Source organism: Escherichia sp. WS1152 (assembly GCF_046487665.1).
In the GTDB taxonomy this organism is placed as follows: domain Bacteria; phylum Pseudomonadota; class Gammaproteobacteria; order Enterobacterales; family Enterobacteriaceae; genus Escherichia; species Escherichia coli.
On sequence record NZ_JBJQJA010000023.1, the window covers coordinates 16,992 to 35,391 of the forward strand.

Genomic DNA, 18,400 nt, shown 5'->3' on the forward strand with positions numbered 1-18,400 from the left:
TCGACGGTTCAATATCGCCCCTTTTTGATCGCCAGCGATTCGTCACCGTGCAGACGGTTGCCGTCACTCACTAAATTATGGGGGACAGTGAACAACAGGTTGGCTCACTGGCAAGAACCCGATTATAAAACTAAGCTGGCGAGCAGAATAAAAATCAGCCCACTGATGGATAAGAGTGTGGACATCAGCGTCCAGGATAACAGCGTTTCTTTGGTGGTCAGGCCAAAAAAGTCTTTAATCATCCAGAAACTGGCATCGTTAACGTGAGAACAAATACAGGATCCGGCACCGGTAGCCAGCGTAATCAAGGCCAGGTTGGTATTGGGATGTACTGCCAACAATGGGATGACCAGACCGGCGGTAGAGATCGCCGCGACGGTGGCTGAACCCAGACAAATACGCAGGAATGCGGCCACGCCCCAGGCCATCAGGATCGGGTTAATATCCATACCCGAAACCAGGGTGGAAATATACTGACCAACGCCAGAGTCGATGAGAACTTGCTTGAATGCACCACCACCACCGATAATCAGCAGCAGACCGGCAATACCCGCGATAGCTTTTCCGCAAGAATCCATCAGGTCAGGGATTGTTTTCCCGCGCCCCAGGCCCATGGTATAGATCGCGAACAGCAGTGAAATCAGCATGGCGATCGTCGAATTACCTAAGAACAGTAGCACGTTGTAGAATAAGCCTGAATCCGCGGCACTTTTGGCATGAGTCATCTGGATGATGGTGACAACCGCCATCAGGATCACCGGCAGCATTGCCGTGAGAAAACTGATCCCAAAGCCAGGCATTTCGCTTTCGCTGAACCGGCGGGTCGCGCCGAGAGAGGCTATATTCCCCTCTTTTTTAAAGGCTTCCGGAATAATGCGCTGGCAGAATTTATTCAATACCGGGCCGCAAAGAATAAAGGTTGGAATGCCGACAATGATACCGTATATCAGTACCAATCCTACATCAGCACCATATTCTCTGGCGATTACTGTCGGGCCGGGGTGCGGCGGCAAAAAACCGTGTGCGACCAGCAAACCGGAAAGCATCGGCACACACATAAACATCGGTGATATTTTTGCTTCACGGGCAATAGCGAATAAAATAGGTACCAGAAGAATTAAACCGACTTCGAAAAAAAGTGCGATACCGACAATAAACGCCGAACAGACCACTGCCCAGTCAAGTTTATTTTTCCCGAAATAATTCAGCATGGTCAGCGCTATTCGCTGCGCCCCCCCCGCATCGGCCAGCAAGCGACCGAGCATAACACCGAACCCAAATATCAAACCAATATGGCCCAGCGTACCGCCAAGTCCGGATTCGACTGAGGTGACGACTTTACTCAAATCCATACCACTGGCGATGGCGACAGCAATCGAGACAATAATTAACGAAACAAACGTATTAAGCTTAATTTTTATGGTTAAAAGCAGGAGTAAAGCAATCCCTGCCACAACGATAATTAGTGGCATAACGTCCTCTCATCATAGGGTAACGACCCGTCATTATCCGGCTGCGCACAGGATGAATAATGCGTAACCGGATAATTCAGGTGTCTGGATGTTTTTATTTTTGCTTTCAGTTCTTATTCATATAATCGCGCAAGGCCGCGCCGATTTTATTTACATCATAAATACAACCCGTCCATGTCCCGCCGCTTACCGCCTGGAGCATCGCCCAGAGTCGGGTGTCATCGGGCAGCTCAGGATCAGGAAGTAAATCCTGATGACTGGGTCGGGCGTTTAATATTGCGGTGGCCTCCTCCCGTGAGGGTAATGTTTCATCGTTACGGGTTCCGAGGAAATTGACTTCGCCCTGAAGCTCGCGACAATCAATTTTAATTTCAATAATATCTCCGGTGCGTAATTTACCGATTGGCCCTCCGGCCAGTGCTTCTGGCCCTGTGTGGCCGATACAGGCTCCCGTGGAAACACCCGAGAAACGCGCATCGGTGATCAGTGAAACATGCTTGCCATAGGACAGATGTTTCAGGGCGCTGGTGACCTGGTAGGTTTCCTCCATCCCGGTGCCGGAAGGGCCAACGCCGATGATGACCAGAATATCGCCCGCTTTAATCTTCTCGTGCTTGATATCGTAAATCGCGCTTTTCTCGGACAGATAAACCTTCGCCACGCCTTTATGGTAATAGATGCCCCGATCATCAATCACCGAGGGATCGATGGCGGTGGATTTGATAACCGACCCTTCCGGGGCAATATTGCCCACCGGGAAAGTGATCGTTGAGGTCAGGCCGCGCTCCCGTGCCCGCTGTGGCGACATGATCACCTCGTCGGCATCGATCTGCTCCTGTTCGCGCAGAAGCTGTTTGAACCGCTGACGCCGTTCGGAATGCTCCCACCAGTCCAGGTTTTCTTTCAGCGTGCTGCCGGTGACCGTCATCACGTCTTCATGCAGCAATCCCAGACTACGAAGATGCAGCATCACCTCCGGCACACCTCCCGCCATGAAGGCATTCACTGTCGGGTGATAAACCGGACCATTGGGGAGTACGCTTACCAGTCGGGGCACCCGCTTGTTGATGCGGATCCAGTCGTCAACGGTTGGAATATGGCAGCCGGCCTGATGGGCAATCGCCGGAATATGCAGCAACAGATTTGTTGAACCACCGAACGCCGCATGGACCGTCATCGCATTCTCAATCGCTTTATCGGTGAGTATTTCCCGGGTGGTGATGCCTTGTTTACATAAGTTCAACGCCGCCTTCGCGGAGGCTCTGGCTATCTCCTGCCACACCGGTTCGCCGGAAGGGGCCAGTGCTGAGTGCGGGATGGCCAGTCCTAATCCTTCGGCTACGACCTGCGATGTCCCGGCGGTGCCCAGAAATTGACAGCCGCCGCCGGAGGAGGCGCAGGCTTTACAACCCGCACGGCGGGCATCCTGTAGCGATAACTCGCCATTGGCGAAGCGGGCGCCGATGGTCTGCACCTTGCCGTTATCCTCCCCATCCCTTGCGGGTAGCGTCGCGCCACCGGGCACCAGCACCGTCGCTTTGTCATGCTGCGCGGCAAGTGCCATCATGGTGGCCGGAAGTCCCTTGTCGCAGCTCGCCACGCCAATGACGGCTTTCGCATCGGGCAGAGAGCGGATTAGACGACGCATCACCATGGCGGCGTCATTACGGTACGGTAGCGAGTCAAACATACCCGTCGTACCCTGAGTTCGTCCGTCGCACGGATCGGAAACATACACGGCATAGGGCAGGACACGGTTCGCTTTGATGACCTCCGCGGCCGCTTTCATCTGGATATCCAGCTCGTAGTGACCCTGGTGCAGCGCCAGCGCGATGGGCTTACCGTCTGCCCCGCGTAACCCTCCCAGCGTGCTGAGCAGTAGAATACCGTCCCGATCCAGTTCGTCTGGGGACCAGCCCATTCCGGCATTCATGGTCATCCCGAACAGATCCCCGCTCGGGCGGTTGATGAGCATTTCCGCCGTAAGCGGCAGTTCTCCGTCAGGGCCATCGGCGTGGGTTCTGACGGTGTAGATATCGCGACTTTCGTCAGCAAAAATATGGCGAACAGACATGATCTTCTCCTCAGTCCGATAAAATGCCCTGCGCGGCCAGCAGTGCGTGGACTTTTTCTTTGGCTTCTTCTGAGACGTCAAGAATCGGCGGCAGGCAATATGTCTCCACCGGCAACCCCACGCACTGCATGCTGTATTTGATCAGTGAGACAAACGGCGTTTCAAGGCCGTAAATCGCGGGCAGTTGCAGGAGCTTTTTATTCAGGGTGGCGGCAGTTGCCAGATCGCCCTCGCGCCAGGCGCGGTAGATACCGACAGAGAGTTCCGGAGCAAAATTAGCGCTGGCGGATATCGCGCCATCGCCGCCCAGCAGCAGGGTATTCAGTAAATGGTCGTCGAAGCCGCAGAATACCGAAAATGACGGACGTACAGACTTAACGGTGTTGATCATCGTGCGCAGATGGCCGACGCTGTCGATGGTGTCTTTGATGCCGACGATATTTTCATTTTGCAGTGCCAGACGTTTCACGGTCTCCGGGGTTAAGTCCTGACCGGTTAGATCCGGAAAGTTGTACAGGATCACCGGCAGTGTGACGCTGCGGGCGATCTGCTGGTAGTAGTCGTCAAGATTCCGCGCCGCAACTTTCCAGTAGTAGGGGTTGATGGCGACGATACCATCAGCGCCGCAGGCTTGCGCATGCTGCGCCAGTTTGACCGCTTCGTCAGTGGAAGGGGAACCGATGCCAATCAATACCGGCACTCGCCCGTCGACAATGGTTACAGCTTCTTCGGCGAGCGCCATGCGCTGGGCTGTATTCATCTGGCTAAATTCACCACCGGTACCCAGATAAAACAGCCCGTCAACCCCTTTATTAATCAGGAAGTCGGCAACTTCGCGCATTGCCTTTTTATCAAGGGTTCCGTCACGATGAAACGTGCTGGATACCGGTGGAATAATGCCGCTGAATTTTTTCATTACCTCAGTTTCCTTTTCGTAAATGTTCATTTTCGTTTCTGTATCCCAGCCCATATGATATTTGCCCTGTGCATTTCCGGAGCAACTCCAGATAGCTGTCTATCTTATTTCCTGAATAAATTACCGGATCGCCAGAAAGTGAGATTGCATAGTTAACTCTGTTATACATATTGAATACCGGCATACTTAAACATACCGCACCATAGGTTGATTCTTCGTTGTCTATGGCCCATCCCCGAAGGCGTGTTTTTTGTAATTCTTCCAGAAATGATTTTTTATCGGTAAATGTATTGCGCGTATGCGGAGTTAACGTGAGTACTTCTAAAAAATAATCCAGTTCTTCTCGTGTCTTCCAGGCTAATAATGCCTTACCCAACGCGGTAATATGCAACTCAAGTTTTTTGCCAATCCAGCTTTTGCTCGTCGGTACAGAGTCCGGACTTTCGATCTTGTCGAGATAAATAGCTGAAATGCTCTCCATCGCCCCAAGATGACAAACCAGTCCACTTTTCAGCGACAACTCCTGCATTGGCCGCTTAGTCACCTCAAATATATTTTGGCGGTGTAACGCCTGACAACCCAATTCGTAGTTTTTTATTCCCAGTGAATAGTAGCCGTTTTTGTTTTTAATTAAGAAACCACACTCCACCATTACATTCAATAAATTAAGCAGGCTGCTTTTTGGGTACTGAAATTTATTTAATAACTCCATATAACTTGCCATACCAACCCATGCAATATGGGTTAATATTTTTTCAGCACGGACTAATGAATTACACCCTTTGCGAACCATAATGGCTCCTCCTTGCTCATGGAATAAATGGTATCGGCATTACATAGTGGAAAATATGCTTTGTTCAGCATGCTGAACCGTAATGAAGTGATTAAATGTGATCTTGTACACACTTTGAATAATGAATCCAGAACAGCCACATTTAGTGAATGAGAATAAAAAGTAGATGGAGTGTTGTTGCAACATCGTAGCGTGTGGATTGCGCATAGGGCTTCTTTATTCGTTCGAGCACATCGCCAATATTTTCTATTGGGTGCCATTGATTGTTTTTGCTTGAAATCCCTCTCGAACGAACTTACCTATCACTTTATTGAATGAGGTAAAAACAACTGACATCCGGCTCGCTGATAACGCTGTGCAATAGTCTCAGGTAACCCGCTGTCACTAATGATCGTTTTAATACATGAGAGTGTTGCTACAGCATGCGGCTCAACGGCATCAAATTTTGAGTGTTCGGCCATGAGAATAACTTCACGCGAGCGTTGAATAATCCGTGTTTTCACCCGGACCTCAAACATGGTGGCATTGGTGATCCCCGTCTCCAGCGACAGCGCATCGCAGGAGATAAACGCACGTTCTACGGAAAAGGCATTGATCATCTCCAGCGCCAGACTCTCTCCTACCGAAAAATACCCCGGGCGAATCAGTCCACCGATAATATAGCTTTCCACATGGGGAAAACAGCCCAGCTCATTGGCGATTTTAATGTCGTTGCAGGAGACCTTCACCCGTGCATCGGCCAGGCATTTCGCCAGTTCGAGGCAGGTTGAGCCGGAGTCGAGAAAAAAGCAGTCGCCATCTTTGATCATCGTTCGGGCAAGGGCGACTATTTCTCTCTTCGCCACAGATTGCAATGTACGTTTCACATCGAAAACGTACTCTTTGTCGTCAGTACTGTCGTCGAAGTCGAGACAACCGTGACCGCGGATCATGCCTGGGTACTGGTTGGCAATATACTGAAAATCACGACGGACAGTCGCCTCCGCATAGCCAAAAAGCTCCATGGCCTGCTGTGTGGAGAGGTGACGATGTTGCCACAGGTAGTGCAGCATCTGTTTGATACGGTCAGGTCTCTGTTGGCTCATCAGAAACAATCTCCTCTTACAGGGTGGCGAATTGAACTAAGGTCGCGCGATAGTCAGATGAAAAGAACAAGACGCGCCCAATCACCATATGCTGCCCCCCGGCTGCAGCCAGTTGCTGTGCTGCCGCCAGCGTAATTCCACCGTCGGCCCAGCACTCGGTCTGAGGAAAAGCCGTGCGTACTTTTTGGATTTTCTCGCACATAGAGGGAATAAACCGCTGTCCGTGCCCATCGGGCTCACAGGTCATCACCATCACGCCGTCCAGCTCAGACGCCAGATATTGCCAGGCGTCGATTGGGGTCGCCGGATTAAATGCCAGCCCGGCTCGTGCGCCGGTATGGCGGATCTCAGCTAACGTTTCCGAGGGATAGTCCAGCGTTTCTGATGGTTATCAACATTCTGATTGCCCGTTTCACACCGTGGAAATTTATCTTCCTGACCGGTCATCACACGTTGTTTATGTCGATGATGGTAGCGGTAATTCTGGCAACAGCAGGCATGACCGGCATTACGCTTATAGCCGTTGGCTCTTTGGTTGTTGGCGTGGCAATGGTCTTTTTCCCGGCTATTGCGCATCCGTACATGAAGAAAGTGACCGGTTCTGATGACGTTGCCATCGGCCACTTCTCAACATTATCTTATGTATTGGCCGGTTTCATCGGCAGCAAGTTTGGTAATAAAGACCACTCGACTGAAGACATGAATGTGCCGAAAAGTCTGCTGTTCTTGCGCGACACGCCGGTTGCTATCTCTTTTACCATGAGCATAATTTTCCTGGTGACGTGCCTGTTTGCGCGTGCAGATGTGGTGAAAGAGCTTAGTGGTGGTAAAAACTGGTTCATGTTCTCCATCATGCAATCTATTACCTTCGCAGCAGGTGTTTACATCATTCTGCAGGGTGTGCGCATGGTGATTGCGGAGATTGTCCCGGCATTCAAAGGTATTTCAGACAAGCTGGTTCCGAATGCCAGACCAGCTCTCGATTCCCGGGTCGTCTTCCCTTACGCACCTAACGCTATACTGGTTGGTTTCCTGAGCAGCTTTGCTGCAGGTTTAATCGGTATGTTCACGTTGTATCTGCTGAACATGATCGTGATTATTCCTGGTATGGTGCCGCACTTCTTCGTAGGTGCAACTGCAGGGGTATTCGGTAATGCAACGGGGGGACGTCGTGGTGCGATTTTGGGTGCCTTCGCTCAAGGCTTGCCTATTACCTTCCCGCCAGTATTCTTATTGCCTGTGCTGGATGATATTGGTTTTGCTAACACCACCTCCAGTGATGCTGACTTTGGCGTACTGGGTATTTTGTTAGGGATTATCGTTCGCTAATATTTTGATGACATTAATATCCTCCAGGATTTCAGGAACGTGGAATATATTAATTCCTCTTATTTTTCCATTTTTCTTTCTTCCAGTCAGGACTGCATCTGATTAATCGTAAGCGCTCCGAGAAGTACGTAGCGTAAGGATTACTTTACAGCTGAGAAGTTTCAGTGCAGCAGTTCATGCACACGGTTCGACGGCTAGTCATTGATCTTCATAATCACCTCGCGTAAAAAGTGGGGGAAGGCCGATCAGCCAGAGCCATTTGAGCAGAAGATTATCATTGATATCGTGTTCCCTGGCAATACGGGCAACAGAGGCTCCTGGTTGTGAAGCCAGTTTAACCATTTGAAGTTTAAACTCATTTGAAAATGTTCTGCGGGGTTCTGCGGATAATATTTTCTGTTCCATAACAGGTGTCCACTAGTTGAAAAAGTGGGCACCTACGTTACCAATACAGGCTTAATGGCTACATACGGCGGTCAGTTTACGCTTACTATTGATTGTGTACTGTGGCGCGAAATCGCACCGTGATCGCTGATTCGCTGAACCCGCACGTTGGTGTCAATCAACCACACGCGTGCGTCGTCTCTGATCTTGTCTGTGTCTCAGGACTGTTTCTGCATAGTTAATCCCGGGGGCAGCATTGACTGACATCCTGCTCGATCTGATGACCGGTACTTCTGACCCGGAACTATGCTCCTGATATGCCGGAATATAAAGTGGTGTGATGTGCCCGAAAGGCGTATTTCGATGCCCCTGTTCTGGAGCAGTTGATTATGGATGCCATGGGCAATGTAAGAGCTTTGTGTCACCGGACGAAGCGGCGCAGTACCAGAAGCTCCCGGGATGTGGAACGGGTTCATTGGTTACCTGACAGCGAAGATATACTCAAAGAGCATTCAGTGATTTCGCCTGCGATCGTCGTGAGGTGTGCGATCCGGAAGCCCATTACCTCGCAGGTAATCCCGGGTATCCCGTAGCAGGCCAGCTCTGAAAGCACCGTTCAGCAGATTCCCCCGCATTCGCACAACCTTCATAAATCTCACAGAGGACATTCTGACCATGTTGGCCACAACAAGCCACGACAGCGTATTGCTGCGTGCCAACACTCTACTGATCGACATGAACTACATCACCAGTTTCACTGGCATGACTGACATGGGCCCAGCATCCGGCCAGCGTGATCTCCGGCACTTTGTTTGCCAGAGTCCGGTAAGCTTTATGTCCGTCAACAACCAGTGTCCCGACCCAGCTCTGAAGCCAGTTTTCAGGATACTCATGGCTACGTCCGGTCCGGCAGTCGAAACACACAACTGACGGTCCTGTCCTTTCTCCACTGACGTATGCCCACAGATAACAGGAGCAGGATTTACCGCCTTTCTTCGTGTTCAGGATCTTCAGGGTAGTCTCATCTGCATGCACCACCTGACGGCTTATCAACTCGCGATGGAGTAACGCCGCCAGGGGGGATAATGTGGCTCCCGACGCGCCAACCATATCAGCCATCGAACTGACGGGCAGCCCGACATCTGAACGGGCAAAGATCTGTTGCTGGCGATACAGAGGCTGGTGGTCACTGTATTTATTGATGATCACCTGTGCGATGACTGACGGCTCAACGGCACTTTTCGGGAGGATATGTGCCGGCATTTCACCGCTAAACACCTTCAGGCAACAGGGACAACTGTATTGCGGACGGACATAACGGTTCACCACGAAGTGAGCGGGAATATACTCCAGCTTTTCACTCACCGCATCACGGATATAGTGCAGCAGCTCGTCACATTCAGGGCAATGGTCAGTGTCCGGCTGGATAATTTTTTCCACCCGTGGAAGATGGACCGGTAAGGGTTTGCGTATCGGGCATGAACGGGGCGCTTTTTCGTCTTCTTCAGGGGATTGCGGGAGCAGTTTATCCAGATGTGCGGTGAGCGCGGCGATATCGGCATCAACATCCTCTTCGAACAGGGAGCGTTGCATACCAGCCAGCGTCTCACATTTTTACCGAAGCGCTGTTGACGAACCAGTTTCAGCATTTCGTCCAGAAGCTGGATGCGCCGGCTTTTCTCCAGTAATTCCCGCTCTTTTTCGGCATTCTCCGACATGACTTTTTGCACCATGGCAAGTGCCATAGCACGCAGTTCAGCTTCATTCAGCCAGACCCATTTCGTCAGGTCATGTCCCTTAACTTGCTGCCAGGCAACACCGGCAATAAGCCAATTAAACTCGTCGGGAGTGAGGTGCCAGGCAACGTCATTTGTACGTGGCCAGCGGAAGCTGCCTTTATGCAGACGACGGGTACACAACCACACCCCGTGTTTATCCCAGCGCAGAACTTTGATACGCGAACGGGCTTTGTTAACAAAGACGAAGGCGGCTCCCTCATGCCATGTCGACCTGAGTTCATCCTGTATATACTGCGTCAGTGTGTCGATGCCCCGGCGCATATCAGCAGGTTTAATCGCGATGAAGACATTATCAGGACTGAGCACATTTGAGCGCCCTGAAGACATCGGTAAGTTGTGACGGCTGACAGCACATCCGTACTCCGCCGGGGAGGAAGAGCGTGACTGGCTCATTCGTGACGGGCTGTGATACATCAGCATGCAGTGGTGGCGCAATATGAACGGGAAGAACGGTCGGTTCATTTGCCCGGCGTTCAGCTTTTGCGACATCCTGCGGCCATTCGCGAAGTGATGTGAAGGGAATATCGTTGAGTTCACAGTATTGCTGGCGTGTAAGACCACTGGCACGCCATGCAGCAACGTGATGTTTTTTCTGGTCAAGCGTCCATCGCATCCTGGTCATTGTTTACTCTCCACCAAAGGAAGTTGTACGAATACCGGAATGCTAATGGACTGAAAATTTCTGTGAAGATGACTTCCCCGTAACGGCACCATCATTCCGGGTATTGCTCATCCATTCCAGTCATATCGTTGTATCTCTTGTTGAAAATATTCAATCATTATTTGTGCTGGTGCCGTCATTAACCTTTTTCGTGGATAAATAAGCCCGTACTGGCTAACGGGTAGTTGATACTTAACAGGAATTGAACACAATATTTCTTTGAATCTTGCTTCCTGTAACCTTGCTCTGGAGAGAACCGTTATATAGTCATCATAGAGAACAAGATTCATAATACAAACTACCGAATCGGTAAATATTGGAGCATATGGTTCATCAGGATGTCCAAAGGGAATAAGACGGGATATATAATGATAGTATCCCATTTGAGTTTCCGGGAATACCCATCTTGCAGTTGCAAGTTCATCAATTGATGTACAGTTCCTTAAAGGATGGTGTTTTCTTGCCACTATAGTGAACGGTGCGTTAAACAATTCAACCGCAATAAAATCTCCAACTGGCATGTCTTTTGTTAATGTACCCATTGCAAAATCCAGAACACCTTCTCTCAGGTAAGGGATAAGGGAAGACAACTGTCCCTCTCTTATCATCACACGCGTTTTCGGATATTTCATCCGGAAGTTATCAAGTACATTATTCAGTATTGTTACGCCAAACAGCGAAGAAATTCCAAAAGCTACTTTCCCTGTGTTATCTATATTTACTTTCGCAACTTCAAGAGCTGCAGTTTCAACCTCTTCAAGAATCATACGTGAATGGACCGAGAATATCTTTCCAGCTTCTGTTAAAACGATACCATCCCTTGTTCGAATCAGAAGGTTACATCCTAATACATTCTCCAATTCTTTTATCGTTCTGCTTAATGCTGGCTGAGATATATTCATTTTACGGGCGGCAGATCTTAAACTTCCGCACAGGACTATTTCATTAAAAAATTTAATTTGTTGAAGTTTAGGCATATGTTTCATTTTTTCGCCTGATAATTTTCTGTTATCACCTCCATCATAATAGTATCCCCGGTTAATTGTTTTTTTTGTTCATGATCAATATTTGAGCAAATCACATAAAGTAAAGATTATCTATCTTTGAAGGAGGTGGATCTCATGTTTAACGTGATAACTGGATGTGTGATTCTGATAATCACAGTTGTGCTTTTGATAAAAAGATACGACACACGAACGACACTAATTGGTGCAGGTCTTCTGCTATGTATAGTTGCCATGTCACCTTTAAACGCATTTTCGGCATTTGCAAGCAGAATGACTGAGTCCGGCCTTATTCAGGCTATTTGTACCAGTATGGGCTTTGCCTGTGTTATGAAATTCACTGGTTGTGATACATGCCTGGTTCATTTTCTAACGAAAGGATTATCTCGTCTTGGTATCTTTCTTATTCCTGCTGCGGTTACCGTCAGTTTTATTATTTGCATCGCGATTCCATCTGCTGCTGGCGCATCAGCTGCTGTTGGTGCAACGTTGATACCATTACTTATTTCAGCACGTATTCATCCTGCAATAGCCGGGGCAGCTATCCTTTCAGGAACTATAGGTGCTTACCTCAATCCCGGTGTTGCACATAATGCATTTATATCTAAAATATCACAAACACCATTAATGGAATTCGTTGTATTCCATACTCCGACTACGATAACATGTGGTGTAATATGTGCTGTTATTCTTACAGTTGTTGCTATTGTAAGAAAAGAAACAAAATGTGATTCTGCAGGAAACATATCAGAACAAACACAGGTTGAGTTCACTGACCGTGGTATCTGTTTTTATCTGAAATCTGTAGCACCATTTCTTCCCATAGCATTACTTATGCTGGCTGAATTTGGTTTTCTTGGAGAGACTAAAATAACCGTTCCAGCCGCAATGATTCTCGGTTGTCTTTATGCCCTGATTGTCAGTAAATCCAATCCCAAAGAATTAGTTTCCAGCTTCTTTGAGGGTATGGGGACATCATATGCAAATATTCTTGGGATCATAATTGCCGCAGCTGTTTTCATTGAAGGTTTAAAATCTGTTGGTATCATTGATGTGTTTATCAGATTTCTTATTGACTCACCAGAATTTGCCCGCTGGGGCGGTACATTGGGGCCATTCCTGATGGGACTTATAACCGGAACAGGGGATGCGACTGCATTCGCATTCAATGAAGTTGTCACACCACATGCGAACAATTTTGGTTACGATACAAATACTCTGGGTGCTGCAGTTATGCTGGCTTCTGCGCTGGGGAGAAACATGTCTCCGTTGGCTGGTGCAACTATTATCTGTGCCGGTCTGGCTGGAGTTAATCCAGTTGAAATTGCAAAACGCACTGCCCCCGGAATGATTGTGACGGTATTGTTTATTGCATTATTATTCCTTTAACAGGAGGCGTATATGTCTGAACTGAATCAGTTACAAAAATGGCGGAGAGAATTTCACCATATTCCGGAAAGTGGGTGGTGCGAATTTATCACAACGTCAAAGATAATTACTATTCTGCGTGGTATGGGATGGCAGGTTATTACGGGGAATAAATACCTGTCAATAGAATATATTATGGGCCGTAATGCAACTGAAGTTGCAGATAGTATAAAACGTGCAGTTGATTCAGGCGTTCCCCATGAATTGCTGGATGAAATGGATGGCTTTACAGGGTGTGTTGCTTTATGGGATACAGGAAAAAATGGAGCTGTCACTGCGTTTCGTTTTGACATTGATTGTGTACAGGTAAGTGAATCAAAATCGAAAGATCATATTCCTGAAAAAATGGGATTTGCATCCATACACTCTGGCTTAATGCATGCATGTGGACATGATGGTCATATATCGATTGGTTTAGGATTGGCACAATGGGTATCTGAAAATAACCATAAGTTATGCGGGAAAATTAAGCTAATTTTTCAGGCTGCAGAAGAAGGCGTTCGCGGTGCAAAACCTATTGCAGAAGGTGGTATTCTTGATGACTGCGACTACTTCCTTTCTGCACATATTGGTATGGGAGTTCCTACAGGAAATGTTGTCGCTTCACCTACAGATTTGTTGTGTACGACAAAAATGGATTTCTTTTTCTATGGTACTCCGGCACATGCTGGTGTAAATCCTCACCTGGGAAATAATGCACTGGCAGCAGCTTGTCACTGTGCAACGCAATTACTTGCCATTCCACGCCATGGTGAAGGTATGTCCCGGATAAATATTGGCACTCTAAACGCAGGTGAAGGAAGGAACATAATCCCGTCTTTTGCAAGGATGCAGCTTGAAGTTCGTGGAGAAACGGAAACAATAAATCAATACATGCGTGAACATGCTCTAAAAATAGCACAAGGTATTTCTTCCATATTTGGTTTACGTTTTGAGTACAAAGTGGTTGGTGAAGCAACGGATTTACATAATGACCCTTTACTTGTCAATCTGATACACTATATAGCACAAGAAGATATGAACATGTCTTTGACAGATAAATCATTTGGGGGCAGTGAAGATGCAACGATCCTTATTCGCCGTGTACAGAAGAGAGGAGGAAAAGCTGCATATATAATACTTGGCAGTGATTTAAAAGCAGGTCATCACGAAGTTGATTTTGATTTTGATGAAAATGTGCTGGATACAGGTGTTGAACTGTTTTCGTTATGTCTGGAGAGATTGAACTCTCCCGGACTAAATAAAATTGCAGGGAACGGAAAACTGGAATCTGAATTGTATTGATTGCTGACAGGTACCCTGTCAATCACTCCTGATTTCTTCCTTTAAACACAGTCTCCATTAACCAATAAAGAGACAATGGAGACTGTTATATTCCCAAAAGAGAAAATGGGATTGTAGCGAATTTTAACCAAATAGATAAACACGGCTCAGTATATACTGGTGATATGGGAGGAGGATGATTGTGAAATTGCCCTATCCCAATTTACAGAATGAGGGATTATATACAGATAAAAAAGCCTCATACTCATCACGTACTGTTTGTAAACGTAAAGCCAGTGCCGTCTGTAACACCTGATCCTTGCAGACTAAATTAGAGCTCCTTCTAAATTAGACGGAGTTCTATTGATGGATAAATCTACAGACTGGCGCACTGGGACCCGCCGGATATTTTCTAATGAATTTAAGCTTCATATGGTTGAACTGGCTTCGAAACCAAATGCCAATGTTGCACAACTGGCCCGGGAACATGGCGTTGATAACAACCTGATTTTTAAATGGCTACGCCTCTGGCAAAGAGAAATACGTATTTCTCGTAGAATACCTCCAACTATTGTAGGCCCTACAGTACCACAATCTTTTCCGGCCTCTCCGACTCTGGTTCCAGTGGAACTTACCGACACCCCGCTCTGTGCTACAGATGCTCCTGCTCCGGAGGCATTATCAGTTGCTTGTGCGGCTTCCTGCCATGTGGAATTCCATTACGGTAAAATGACACTGGAAAATCCTTCACCAGAGCTGCTCACTGTGTTGATCCGTGAACTGACCGGGAGGGGAAGATGATCTCACGCCCATCAGGTACCCGCATCTGGCTCGTTGCCGGCGTTACCGATATGCGTAAATCCTTCAACGGTCTGGGAGAACAGGTACAACATGTGCTGGATGAGAACCCCTTCTCAGGTCACCTGTTTATCTTTCGTGGCCGACGGTGTGACACTGTTAAAATACTCTGGGCCGATTCTGATGGTCTGTGCCAGTTCACCAAACACCTGGAGGAAGGCCAGTTTATCTGGCCTGCGGTACGTGACGGCAAGGTATCCATTACCCGCTCGCAACTGGCAATGCTCCTCGATAAGCTGGACTGGCGTCAGCCAAAAACATCCCGCCTTAACTCACTGACAATGTTGTAAAAAACTCCTGACCGCATTATAAAAACGGTCATGAGTCAGAAATACCTCATTCGCATTGCAGAACTGGAAAGGTTGCTCTCTGAGCAGGCTGAAGCCCTCCGTCAGAAAGACCAGCAACTGAGTCTGGTTGAAGAGACGGAGGCCTTCCTGCGCTCTGCGCTGGCCCGCGCCGAAGAAAAGATCGAAGAGGAGGAACGGGAAATAGAACATCTTCGGGCTCAGATAGAAAAACTGCGCCGGATGCTGTTCGGTACCCGTTCTGAAAAACTGCAGCGTGAGGTTGAACAGGCTGAGTCCCAACTGAAACAACGAGAACAGGACAGCGATCGTTACAGTGGGCGAGAGGATGACCCGCAGGTTCCCCGCCAGTTGCGACAGTCACGTCATCGTCGTCCGTTACCGGCACATCTTCCCCGTGAAATACACCGCCTGGAACCTGAAGAAAGTTGTTGCCAGGAGTGTGGCAGTGAGCTGGATTATCTGGGGGAAGTCAGTGCTGAGCAGCTGGAACTGGTGAGCAGTGCCCTGAAAGTGATCCGCACTGTTCGGGTAAAAAAAGCCTGTACAAAATGTGACTGTATTGTTGAAGCACCGGCGCCGTCCCGTCCGATAGAGCGTGGTATCGCAGGTCCCGGCTTGCTTGCCCGTGTGTTAACGGGAAATACTGCGAACATCTGCCACTGTACCGTCAGAGTGAAATCTTTGCCCGTTAGGGCGTCGAGCTGAGCCGTGCATTACTCTCCAACTGGGTTGACGCGTGCTGCCAGTTAATGGCTCCGCTGAATGATGCCCTATACCGTTATGTGATGAACACCCGCCTGGGAACCATCCACGGCACGTCGGTCGGCGAACTGCTGGCGTGGATCAAAGAAGATAAAAACCCTCGCAAAGGCGAGATGGTGCTGATTATTGAAGGCCATAAAGCCCAGGATGACGAACTGCCCGCCAATGCGCTGCGTACGCTGGCGCTGTTGTAGGCTGAGCTGCCGTTGAAGCAAGCGGCGGCGTTGGCGGCAGAAATCCACGGAGTGAAGAAGAATGCGTTGTATAAGTATGCGCTGGAAAAGCAGGGGGAATAAGCCCCTGCTGCCGGTTTTGCCGGGTGGCGCTTGCGCCTTACTCGGTCTGCTCATTGGGACAAGCGTTTAGTTAACGGGCACCGCCTCAAACACCAGCGTTTCCAGCGGCTGCAACGTAATCACCGTCGCGTTTTTATACTCAACGGGCACGGTTTTATTGCTGCCGTATACCGCTTTCAGACTAAACTGCGCCGCGTCTCCTGTCGGTATTTCGAAATCCTTCGCCAAATCCAGATAGTAGGTCTGTGGCTTATCCGATGGGTTGCGCAAACCGAGAATGGCTTTGTCTTTGCTCCAGGATGCCCAGCCGTACACGGCAAGCGCCGTTGGGTCGCCGCCAATCCAGTGGGTATCAACCAGCACGCTGGCATTTTCCTTCGACCATTTTGCAGCCTTCGCCAGCGTATCCCACTTCACCTTGTTCAGCATGGACGGGGTAATATACAGCTCCTGCAGCTGGGTGCCGGTCGCGAAGTAGCTCCAGACCTGATCGGCAAAGTCGCTGTCCGTTTGCACCTTCTCTAACCCGTAATAGGCATTCTCGGCGCTGACTATCCCGTGGTACATCAGCGAGTTCAGCGGGAACAGAGGGCCTTTACGGACAATGGAGCGGTACGTCTCGGCATCGCGGTAGGTCATCCACTGCTGCACCGGCGTACCGGAACCATACAGGTTGATGTCATCTCCCTGACGCCAGATAGAATCAGCGTAGAACAGCCAGGACGGGCTGGCGTCGGTGCCGGTGGTCAGGTTGATAAACAGATTCGGAGTTGCGCTGCGCATATTGTGCAGCAGGGCGATTGATGCATCGAAATCTGAGGCGAACGAGCTGCCTTTGATATGCGAACTGGCGTTACCCATCCCGTCGAGTTTAAACGAGGTGATGTGCTCGTTTTTGATAAGCTTGATGATCCGCTCATTGAAGTTTTTAAAGTAGTTCGCTCCCGACAGCGCCAGTTTGCCGTCCACGGTTTCGAACCCATACTCTTTTGCATGCGAAACGCGAACGTCGCGCGGTTTGTTGTAGCCACCCCACGGTGAAAGCCATAGCCCAACGGAGCTGTGCAGGCTGTCGGCTTTCTCCCGTACTTTGCTAAAACCGTTTCTGAATGCCGTGCCAAATAGCCAGCGTCCGGTCAGATCGTCCCAGCCATCATCCAGCAGGAAGGCGTCCAGCGCCACGCCGCGGCCCGTAATGAACTCCTTGTTCCACTCGTCCATACGCCCCAGCACATCCTGTTCAGTGTAGGGAGTGAAAAAGCCGATATCCATCCAGCTGTTGTAGTGCAGATAAGGCTTGTATGGGCGTGGACGTACGTCATTAATAAACTGGTTCACGCTGCGGCGCAGCTGGCTGGTTTCCGGGAAAGTGCCGAACCAAGTAGTAAAGCTGACCGGCGCCTCTGGCTGAATCGGCGTTTTCAGCTCTACGTTGAGATTGGTGGTGGCTTCATAGGCGTAGGTATTCACGATCGGTTTATCCGGCAGGATAAAGAACGAGTCCGCAACGATCGGAGAGCTATTGATTGCGCCGTCTACGTAAGGAGCCTGAGACTGTTTTTGGGTCGGGAAGAAGGTGATTTTAGCGACGTCGCGCGGCTGCCCCACGGCGGCAATGGTGTAGCCGATGTTGGCGTATTTTCCCTTCACTAGGTTCAGCTTCACCGTGACGTTAAAATCCGGGTGCGTAAAGTCGATGATAATCGCGTTATCCTGCTTTTCGACGTGCTTGATTTTGAAATCCACGGTGTGGATTTTACTCTCATCCGGCAGCGTCAGAAAGAACAACTCCTGCGGCGTGAGCGGATGGTTAGCCTTGTTGTCCTTCACCACGACCGTTGAGTTTGTATCATCAAACAAGAGGGCAATATTGTCGTTATTGAGCGCGTAGTTTGCTGCCGCTGCACCATGAGAAACGCAGAGAGCCAGCAGTGAGAGAGTGAGCACTTTCTTCATCGGGGTAAG

The 18,400-nt window shown here is 49.1% G+C and carries 12 protein-coding genes and 9 pseudogenes; 9 read left to right on the plus strand and 12 right to left on the minus strand.

What is annotated here, in order from left to right:
• Positions 1-122 precede the first annotated feature (122 nt).
• The 6 genes and pseudogenes from ACJHW7_RS22370 to ACJHW7_RS22395 form a co-directional block, all read right to left on the minus strand.
• Positions 123-1,472: a GntP family permease gene (locus ACJHW7_RS22370; RefSeq protein ID WP_040235209.1), complete on the minus strand. Its 1,350-nt coding sequence runs from the start codon at positions 1,470-1,472 to the stop codon at positions 123-125.
• A gap of 106 nt (positions 1,473-1,578) precedes the next feature.
• On the minus strand, positions 1,579-3,546 hold the full coding sequence (gene yjhG, locus ACJHW7_RS22375; RefSeq protein ID WP_040235208.1) for a xylonate dehydratase YjhG: 1,968 nt from the start codon (positions 3,544-3,546) through the stop codon (positions 1,579-1,581).
• Between the two features lie 10 nt (positions 3,547-3,556).
• The gene (locus ACJHW7_RS22380) at positions 3,557-4,462 is read right to left on the minus strand and encodes a dihydrodipicolinate synthase family protein (RefSeq protein WP_040235339.1); all 906 of its coding nucleotides are present in this window, start codon (positions 4,460-4,462) and stop codon (positions 3,557-3,559) included.
• Positions 4,463-4,466: 4 nt separating this feature from the next.
• On the minus strand, positions 4,467-5,255 hold the full coding sequence (locus tag ACJHW7_RS22385) for an IclR family transcriptional regulator (protein WP_040235207.1): 789 nt from the start codon (positions 5,253-5,255) through the stop codon (positions 4,467-4,469).
• Positions 5,256-5,557: 302 nt separating this feature from the next.
• The gene (locus ACJHW7_RS22390) at positions 5,558-6,340 is read right to left on the minus strand and encodes a DeoR/GlpR family DNA-binding transcription regulator (RefSeq protein WP_040235206.1); all 783 of its coding nucleotides are present in this window, start codon (positions 6,338-6,340) and stop codon (positions 5,558-5,560) included.
• A gap of 16 nt (positions 6,341-6,356) precedes the next feature.
• Positions 6,357-6,725: pseudogene (locus ACJHW7_RS22395) on the minus strand (epimerase); the annotation flags it as partial.
• Between ACJHW7_RS22395 and ACJHW7_RS22400 the strand changes: the two are divergent.
• Positions 6,719-7,669, plus strand: a pseudogene (locus ACJHW7_RS22400) (PTS ascorbate transporter subunit IIC); the annotation flags it as partial. The pseudogenes ACJHW7_RS22395 and ACJHW7_RS22400 overlap by 7 nt on opposite strands.
• Positions 7,670-7,924: 255 nt before the next feature.
• Here ACJHW7_RS22400 and ACJHW7_RS22405 read toward each other — a convergent pair.
• A pseudogene (locus ACJHW7_RS22405) lies at positions 7,925-8,074 on the minus strand (transposase); the annotation flags it as partial.
• 269 nt (positions 8,075-8,343) lie between these two features.
• On the opposite strand from ACJHW7_RS22405, the pseudogene ACJHW7_RS22410 reads away from it, so the two are divergent.
• Positions 8,344-8,660 (plus strand): annotated as a pseudogene (locus tag ACJHW7_RS22410) (hypothetical protein); the annotation flags it as partial.
• Between the two features lie 68 nt (positions 8,661-8,728).
• Positions 8,729-8,824, plus strand: a pseudogene (locus tag ACJHW7_RS22415) (AlpA family transcriptional regulator); the annotation flags it as partial.
• Here the strand turns inward: ACJHW7_RS22415 and tnpC are convergent.
• From tnpC to ACJHW7_RS22435, 4 genes and pseudogenes are all read right to left on the minus strand, one after another.
• Positions 8,825-9,798 (minus strand): annotated as a pseudogene (tnpC, locus tag ACJHW7_RS22420) (IS66 family transposase); the annotation flags it as partial. It abuts the pseudogene before it with no gap.
• A gap of 24 nt (positions 9,799-9,822) precedes the next feature.
• Positions 9,823-10,158 (minus strand): annotated as a pseudogene (tnpB, locus tag ACJHW7_RS22425) (IS66 family insertion sequence element accessory protein TnpB); the annotation flags it as partial.
• Entirely contained in the window at positions 10,145-10,474 is a 330-nt protein-coding gene (gene tnpA, locus ACJHW7_RS22430) for an IS66 family insertion sequence element accessory protein TnpA (RefSeq protein WP_040235205.1), read from the minus strand. The gene tnpA and the pseudogene tnpB (ACJHW7_RS22425), both read right to left, overlap by 14 nt.
• 107 nt (positions 10,475-10,581) lie before the next feature.
• Entirely contained in the window at positions 10,582-11,499 is a 918-nt protein-coding gene (locus tag ACJHW7_RS22435) for a LysR substrate-binding domain-containing protein (RefSeq protein ID WP_040235204.1), read from the minus strand.
• A gap of 135 nt (positions 11,500-11,634) precedes the next feature.
• On the opposite strand from ACJHW7_RS22435, the gene dcuC reads away from it, so the two are divergent.
• The 6 genes and pseudogenes from dcuC to ACJHW7_RS22465 form a co-directional block, all read left to right on the plus strand.
• Positions 11,635-12,906, plus strand: a complete 1,272-nt coding sequence (dcuC, locus tag ACJHW7_RS22440) for a C4-dicarboxylate transporter DcuC (protein ID WP_040235202.1) — start codon at positions 11,635-11,637, stop codon at positions 12,904-12,906.
• 12 nt (positions 12,907-12,918) lie between these two features.
• Entirely contained in the window at positions 12,919-14,229 is a 1,311-nt protein-coding gene (locus ACJHW7_RS22445; protein ID WP_040235201.1) for an amidohydrolase, read from the plus strand.
• 345 nt (positions 14,230-14,574) lie between these two features.
• Positions 14,575-15,009, plus strand: coding sequence for a transposase (locus tag ACJHW7_RS22450; protein WP_040235200.1), 435 nt, complete (start codon positions 14,575-14,577; stop codon positions 15,007-15,009).
• The gene (gene tnpB, locus ACJHW7_RS22455; RefSeq protein WP_000625622.1) at positions 15,006-15,356 is read left to right on the plus strand and encodes an IS66 family insertion sequence element accessory protein TnpB; all 351 of its coding nucleotides are present in this window, start codon (positions 15,006-15,008) and stop codon (positions 15,354-15,356) included. Before ACJHW7_RS22450 ends, tnpB (ACJHW7_RS22455) begins: the two co-directional genes overlap by 4 nt.
• A gap of 30 nt (positions 15,357-15,386) precedes the next feature.
• A pseudogene (locus ACJHW7_RS22460) lies at positions 15,387-16,174 on the plus strand (transposase); the annotation flags it as partial.
• Positions 16,175-16,435: pseudogene (locus ACJHW7_RS22465) on the plus strand (hypothetical protein); the annotation flags it as partial. It abuts the pseudogene before it with no gap.
• A gap of 66 nt (positions 16,436-16,501) precedes the next feature.
• On the opposite strand, the gene ACJHW7_RS22470 reads toward ACJHW7_RS22465, so the two are convergent.
• On the minus strand, positions 16,502-18,391 hold the full coding sequence (locus ACJHW7_RS22470; protein ID WP_040235199.1) for an enterotoxin: 1,890 nt from the start codon (positions 18,389-18,391) through the stop codon (positions 16,502-16,504).
• Positions 18,392-18,400 lie beyond the last annotated feature (9 nt).

What these genes read in the sequence shown, in the direction of transcription:
- ACJHW7_RS22370 (WP_040235209.1), bottom strand. Translation starts at nt 1,472, where the DNA reads ATGCCACTAATTATCGTTGTGGCAGGGATTGCTTTACTCCTGCTTTTA.
- ACJHW7_RS22445 (WP_040235201.1), top strand. Translation starts at nt 12,919, where the DNA reads ATGTCTGAACTGAATCAGTTACAAAAATGGCGGAGAGAATTTCACCAT.
- ACJHW7_RS22380 (WP_040235339.1), bottom strand. Translation starts at nt 4,462, where the DNA reads ATGAAAAAATTCAGCGGCATTATTCCACCGGTATCCAGCACGTTTCAT.
- ACJHW7_RS22385 (WP_040235207.1), bottom strand. Translation starts at nt 5,255, where the DNA reads ATGGTTCGCAAAGGGTGTAATTCATTAGTCCGTGCTGAAAAAATATTA.
- ACJHW7_RS22390 (WP_040235206.1), bottom strand. Translation starts at nt 6,340, where the DNA reads ATGAGCCAACAGAGACCTGACCGTATCAAACAGATGCTGCACTACCTG.
- ACJHW7_RS22435 (WP_040235204.1), bottom strand. Translation starts at nt 11,499, where the DNA reads ATGAAACATATGCCTAAACTTCAACAAATTAAATTTTTTAATGAAATA.
- ACJHW7_RS22470 (WP_040235199.1), bottom strand. Translation starts at nt 18,391, where the DNA reads ATGAAGAAAGTGCTCACTCTCTCACTGCTGGCTCTCTGCGTTTCTCAT.
- tnpA (WP_040235205.1), bottom strand. Translation starts at nt 10,474, where the DNA reads ATGACCAGGATGCGATGGACGCTTGACCAGAAAAAACATCACGTTGCT.
- ACJHW7_RS22450 (WP_040235200.1), top strand. Translation starts at nt 14,575, where the DNA reads ATGGATAAATCTACAGACTGGCGCACTGGGACCCGCCGGATATTTTCT.
- tnpB (WP_000625622.1), top strand. Translation starts at nt 15,006, where the DNA reads ATGATCTCACGCCCATCAGGTACCCGCATCTGGCTCGTTGCCGGCGTT.
- dcuC (WP_040235202.1), top strand. Translation starts at nt 11,635, where the DNA reads ATGTTTAACGTGATAACTGGATGTGTGATTCTGATAATCACAGTTGTG.
- yjhG (WP_040235208.1), bottom strand. Translation starts at nt 3,546, where the DNA reads ATGTCTGTTCGCCATATTTTTGCTGACGAAAGTCGCGATATCTACACC.